We start from the raw sequence: 5,355 nt of genomic DNA on the forward strand, positions 1-5,355 counted from the left end.
CGGGCCGGCCATGCGATAATGCGCAGTCATCCTGACGACGCGACGCGCCGCCGCCACCTATGTCTTCTGATTCGATGCGATTCATCCGCAACTTCTCCATCATTGCCCACGTCGACCACGGCAAGTCCACGCTGGCCGATCGCATCATCCAGCTTTGCGGCGGCCTCCAGGCCCGCGAAATGGAGGCGCAGGTGCTCGACTCGAACCCGATCGAGCGCGAGCGCGGCATCACCATCAAGGCCCAGTCGGTCTCCTTGCCCTACGTGGCAAAAGACGGCCAGACCTACCACCTGAACTTCATCGACACCCCCGGGCACGTCGACTTCTCCTATGAAGTCAGCCGCTCGCTGGCCGCCTGCGAAGGCGCGCTGCTGGTGGTCGATGCGGCCCAGGGCGTGGAAGCGCAGTCGGTCGCCAACTGCTACACGGCCGTCGAGCAGGGCCTGGAAGTGGTGCCGGTGATCAACAAGATCGACCTGCCCACCGCCGACATCGAGCGCGCCAAGGCCGAGATCGAGGCCGTCATCGGCATCGACGCCACCGACGCGGTGCCGGTCAGCGCCAAGACCGGCCTGAACGTGGTCGACGTGCTGGAGGCGATCGTGCATCGCATCCCGCCGCCGGTGCCGCGCGATACCGACAAGCTGCAGGCGCTGATCATCGACTCGTGGTTCGACAACTACCTGGGCGTGGTCTCCCTGGTGCGCGTGATGCAGGGCCAGATCAAGGCCGGCGACAAGCTGCAGGTGATGTCCACCGGCCGTACCCACCAGGTCGACAACGTCGGCGTGTTCACCCCCAAGCGCAAGGTGCTGCCGGCGCTGCGGGCCGGTGAAGTGGGCTGGGTCACCGCCAGCATCAAGGACGTGCACGGCGCGCCGGTCGGCGACACCCTGACCCTGGCCGCCGACCCGGCCGCCAAGCCGCTGCCGGGCTTCCAGGAAATGCAGCCGCGCGTGTTCGCCGGCCTGTTCCCGGTCGACGCCGAAGACTACCCGGACCTGCGCGAAGCGCTGGACAAGCTGCGCCTGAACGACGCCGCGCTGCGCTTCGAGCCGGAAAGCTCGGAGGCCATGGGCTTCGGCTTCCGCTGCGGCTTCCTGGGCATGCTGCACATGGAAATCGTGCAGGAGCGCCTGGAGCGCGAATACAACCTGGACCTGATCAGCACCGCGCCGACCGTGGTCTATGAAGTGCTCAAGACCGACGGCACGATCATCAACATGGACAACCCGGCCAAGCTGCCGCCGGTCAACCATGTGCAGGAGATCCGCGAGCCGATCATCCGCGCCAACGTGCTCACCCCCGAGGAGTACATCGGCAACATCATCAAGCTGTGCGAAGAAAAGCGCGGCAGCCAGATCGGCATCAACTACCTGGGCAGCCAGGTGCAGATCAGCTACGAGCTGCCGATGGCCGAAGTGGTGCTGGACTTCTTCGACAAGCTCAAGTCGGTCAGCCGCGGCTATGCCTCGCTGGACTACCACTTCGTGCGTTTCGACGCCGGTCCGTTCGTCCGCGTGGACGTGCTGATCAACGGCGACAAGGTCGACGCCCTGTCGCTGATCGTGCACCGCAGCCATGCCGACCGCCGGGGCCGCGAGCTCTGTGAAAAGATGAAGGAGCTGATCCCGCGCCAGCAGTTCGACGTGGCCATCCAGGCGGCCGTCGGCTCGCAGATCATCTCCCGCACCACGGTCAAGGCGATGCGCAAGAACGTGCTGGCCAAGTGCTATGGTGGCGACGTTTCGCGCAAGAAGAAGCTTCTGGAAAAGCAGAAGGAAGGCAAGAAGCGCATGAAGCAGGTCGGCCGCGTGGAAATCCCGCAGGAAGCCTTCCTGGCCGTGCTGCAGATGGACAAGTAAGGCCGGCAGGTCGCCCGGCAGCCGCGCGGCACCCGCCAGGTGCCGCCGGGCGCGCAGGGATGGCCCCGTCGCCGCTGCACCCGCACCGCTGCACCCGTTGCCCAAGGACACCGCATGAAATTGTTTGAGATCCTCCTGGTCGTACTGACGCTGGCCTCGGGTTTGATCCTGCTGGCCGACAAGCTGTATTTCGCCAAGCGCCGTGCCGCGCGTGCCGGCCTGCTGGATTCCGAGCCGGTCGCGGTGGACTACGCCCGGGCGTTCTTCCCGGTGCTGGCCATCGTGCTGGTGGTGCGCAGCTTCATCGCCGAGCCGTACAAGATCCCGTCCAGCTCGATGATGCCCAACCTGCTGATCGGCGACTTCATCCTGGTCAACAAGTTCTCCTATGGCCTGCGCCTGCCGCTGAACAATGCCAAGGTCGTCCCGCTGGGCGAACCCAAGCGCGGCGACGTGGTGGTGTTCCACTTCCCGGGCCACTCGGACAACGATCCGGCCAAGGGCGAGAATTTCATCAAGCGCGTCATCGGCATCCCCGGTGACGAGATCGTGTTCGAGGGGAACGGGTTGATCCTCAACGGCGAACCGGTCAAGTACGACAACAAGGGCCTGTATGCCGGCCATCGCGGCCAGGGCGAGGGCAGCTCGCTGCTGGTCGAGCACCTGCCGGGCCGCACCCACACCGTGCTGGAAACCGACTACCCGCGTGGCGCAGGCCAGTGGACGGTGCCGGCCGGCAAGTACCTGGTGATGGGCGACAACCGCGACAACAGCGATGATGGGCGCTTCTGGGGCCTGCTCCCGGAAGAGAACCTGCGCGGCAAGGCGTTCCTGATCTGGCTGAACTGCTCGGGCTGGTTCTGCAAGGACGGCTTCGAGCCGTCGCGGATCGGCTCGAGCATCAATTGATCCATCACACTCGCGTATCTGGGGAGAACGCAATGAAGACGATGAACACGCAGCGTGGCATGACCCTGACCTCGTTCCTGGCGGTACTGATCGTGGTCGCGTTCGGCCTGTATGTCGGCATGAAGCTGTTCCCGATGTATCAGGAGTACTACTCGGTGCGCTCGGCGATGAAGAGCCTGGCCAAGGAGCCGGGCGTGGGCAACATGGAGCCTGCCCGCGTGCAGGACCTGTTCTTCAAGCGGCTGTACATCAACTACTCGGAAAACGTGAAGCCGGCCAACGTCAAGTTCGATCGCATCGACGGCGGCTGGAACATGAAGGTCAACTACGAAGTGCGCCGTGAACTGATCGGCAATCTCGACGTGGTGGGCAAATTCGATTCGAACCAGGAACTGACCCTCGCCGGTGTCGACTAAGACTTTCCAACGTGGTGACCGCATTGGTCATCCCTTCGCAGATCCGGGCCTGCTCCAGCAGGCCCTGACGCATCGCAGTGCCGGCACGCCCAACAACGAGCGGCTGGAATTCCTCGGCGACAGCATCGTCAACATGATGGTGGCCCAGGCGCTGTACCAGCGCTGGCCCAAGGCCGACGAAGGTGCGCTCACCCGCGCCCGTGCCGAACTGGTGCGTGAAGGTGCGCTGGCGGTGATCGCCCGCACCCTCGAACTGGGCGACCGGCTGATCCTGGGCCCGGGCGAGATGAAGACCGGCGGTCACCGCCGCGACTCCATCCTGGCCGACGCCCTGGAGGCGGTTGTAGCCGCCATCTACCTGGATGCCGGCTTCGAGGCCTGCCGCGGCGTGGTTCTGCCGTGGTTCGGCCCCTCGATGGAGGCGCTGCCGGCCACCGGCAAGCCCGAGAAAGACCCCAAAACCCGCCTTCAGGAATGGTTGCAGGCCCGACAGAAGACGCTGCCGCTGTACGAGCTGCTGTCAGAGTCGGGTGACGACCATGCCAAGACCTTCCGGGTACGCTGTGGCGTAGCCGATCCCGCTGTCAGCACCGAAGGCGAAGGTGCCTCGCGACGGCTGGCCGAACAACAGGCGGCCGCGGCCGCCCTCGAGCAACTGGATTCCAAGTGAGCGAAGCAATTCCCCATCATTGCGGCAGCGTGGCCGTCATCGGCCGCCCCAACGTCGGCAAATCCACCCTGACCAACGCCCTGGTGGGCGCCAAGGTCAGCATCGTGTCCAACCGCCCGCAGACCACGCGGCACCGGTTGCTGGGCATTGCCAGCTACCCGGAAGGGCAGCTGGTGCTGGTGGACACCCCCGGCCTGCACCGGGTGCAGAAGCGCGCCATGAACCGCGTCATGAACCGCGCCGCGCGCGGCTCGCTGGAGGGCGTGGACGCCGGCATGCTGGTGATCGAAGCCGGCCGCTGGGACGAAGAAGACACCCTGGCCTTCAACGTGCTCAGCGACTCGGGCATTCCGGTGGTGCTGGTGGTCAACAAGGTCGACCGGCTCAAGGACAAGGCAGCGCTGCTGCCGTTCCTGCAGCAGGTCACCGAAGGCCGCACGTTCGCCGCCGTTCACCCGATTTCGGCGCAGAAGCGCAACGGCCTGGAAGCGCTGGTGCGCGACCTGCTGAAGCTGCTGCCCGAAGCCCCGCCGATGTTCGGCGAGGATGAAATCACCGACCGCAGCCAGCGCTTCCTGGCCGGCGAACTGGTCCGTGAGCAGCTCATGCGCCAGCTGGGCGAAGAACTGCCGTACGCCACCACGGTGGAAATCGAGCGGTTCGTCGAAGACGGCAACCTGCTGCGCATCGGCGCGGTGATCTGGGTCGAGCGCGAAGGCCAGAAGGCCATCGTGATCGGCAAGGGCGGCACCCGCCTGAAGGACATCGGCGCCAAGTCGCGCATGCAGATGGAGCGCCTGTTCGGCGCCAAGGTCTTCCTGGAGACCTGGGTGCGCGTGCGTGAAGGCTGGTCCGATGACGAAGCCGCGCTGAAGGCGTTCGGCTACGAGTAAGCCGGGTCGCTGACGGCTGCGCCATGCGCATCGATGACGAACCCGCCTTCGTGCTGCATGCCCGGTCGTGGCGCGAAACCAGCCTGCTGGTGGAAGTACTGACCGAGCAGCACGGCCGTATCGGTCTGCTGGCGCGGGGCGTGAGCAGTCCGCGCAGCCAGGCCCTGCGGGCGGCATTGCAGCCGCTGCAGTGGATCCGCTTCAGTGCCGTGCAGCGCGGTGAACTGGCCCAGCTGCGCGGTGCCGAAGCCCTGGATGCCGCGCCGCGGCTGGGCGGCGAGGCGATGCTGGCCGGGTTCTACATCAACGAGCTGCTGATGCGGCTGGCCCCGCGCCAGGACCCGCTGCCCGAGTTGTATGACCACTACGGTCTGGTCCGCCAGCGCCTGCGCGACGGCGAGCCGTTGGCCTGGACATTGCGCCGGTTCGAGCGCGACCTGCTGGAGGCGCTGGGGTTCGGGTTCGACCTGGCCCATGGCAGCGACGGCGAGCCGGTCGACCCGGCCGCCCGCTACGAACTGGACCCGCAGGAAGGGCCGCGCCGGCTGCTCAGCGAGCGCGGCACCGACCCCCGCCGTGGCACCGCCACCGGCAGCGCCCTG

6 protein-coding genes are annotated in these 5,355 nt (G+C 66.2%); all 6 read left to right on the top strand.

What is annotated here, in order from left to right; all coding sequences use genetic code 11:
- The first annotated feature begins 74 nt into the window (after window positions 1-74).
- On the top strand, window positions 75-1,865 hold the full coding sequence (gene lepA, locus DBR34_RS20935) for a translation elongation factor 4 (RefSeq protein ID WP_181394095.1): 1,791 nt from the start codon (window positions 75-77) through the stop codon (window positions 1,863-1,865).
- 114 nt (window positions 1,866-1,979) lie between these two features.
- Window positions 1,980-2,774 carry a signal peptidase I gene (gene lepB, locus DBR34_RS20940; RefSeq protein WP_128098209.1) on the top strand — a complete coding sequence of 265 codons (795 nt, stop codon included), beginning with the start codon at window positions 1,980-1,982 and terminating at the stop codon, window positions 2,772-2,774.
- A gap of 32 nt (window positions 2,775-2,806) precedes the next feature.
- Window positions 2,807-3,190 carry a DUF4845 domain-containing protein gene (locus DBR34_RS20945; protein WP_038686989.1) on the top strand — a complete coding sequence of 128 codons (384 nt, stop codon included), beginning with the start codon at window positions 2,807-2,809 and terminating at the stop codon, window positions 3,188-3,190.
- Complete coding sequence (gene rnc / locus DBR34_RS20950; RefSeq protein ID WP_128098210.1) at window positions 3,180-3,860, top strand: ribonuclease III; 681 nt, start codon at window positions 3,180-3,182, stop codon at window positions 3,858-3,860. Before DBR34_RS20945 ends, rnc begins: the two co-directional genes overlap by 11 nt.
- Window positions 3,857-4,753 (top strand): GTPase Era, encoded by an 897-nt coding sequence (era, locus tag DBR34_RS20955; RefSeq protein WP_038686993.1) that lies wholly within the window; start codon window positions 3,857-3,859, stop codon window positions 4,751-4,753. The genes rnc and era overlap by 4 nt, the downstream gene beginning before the upstream one ends.
- Window positions 4,754-4,776: 23 nt before the next feature.
- The coding region (gene recO, locus DBR34_RS20960) for a DNA repair protein RecO (protein ID WP_128098211.1) at window positions 4,777-5,355 on the top strand (579 nt) is incomplete at its 3' end.

Origin of the sequence: Stenotrophomonas sp. HMWF003 (genome assembly GCF_003061285.1) — a bacterium.
GTDB classification, from domain to species: domain Bacteria; phylum Pseudomonadota; class Gammaproteobacteria; order Xanthomonadales; family Xanthomonadaceae; genus Stenotrophomonas; species Stenotrophomonas maltophilia_AP.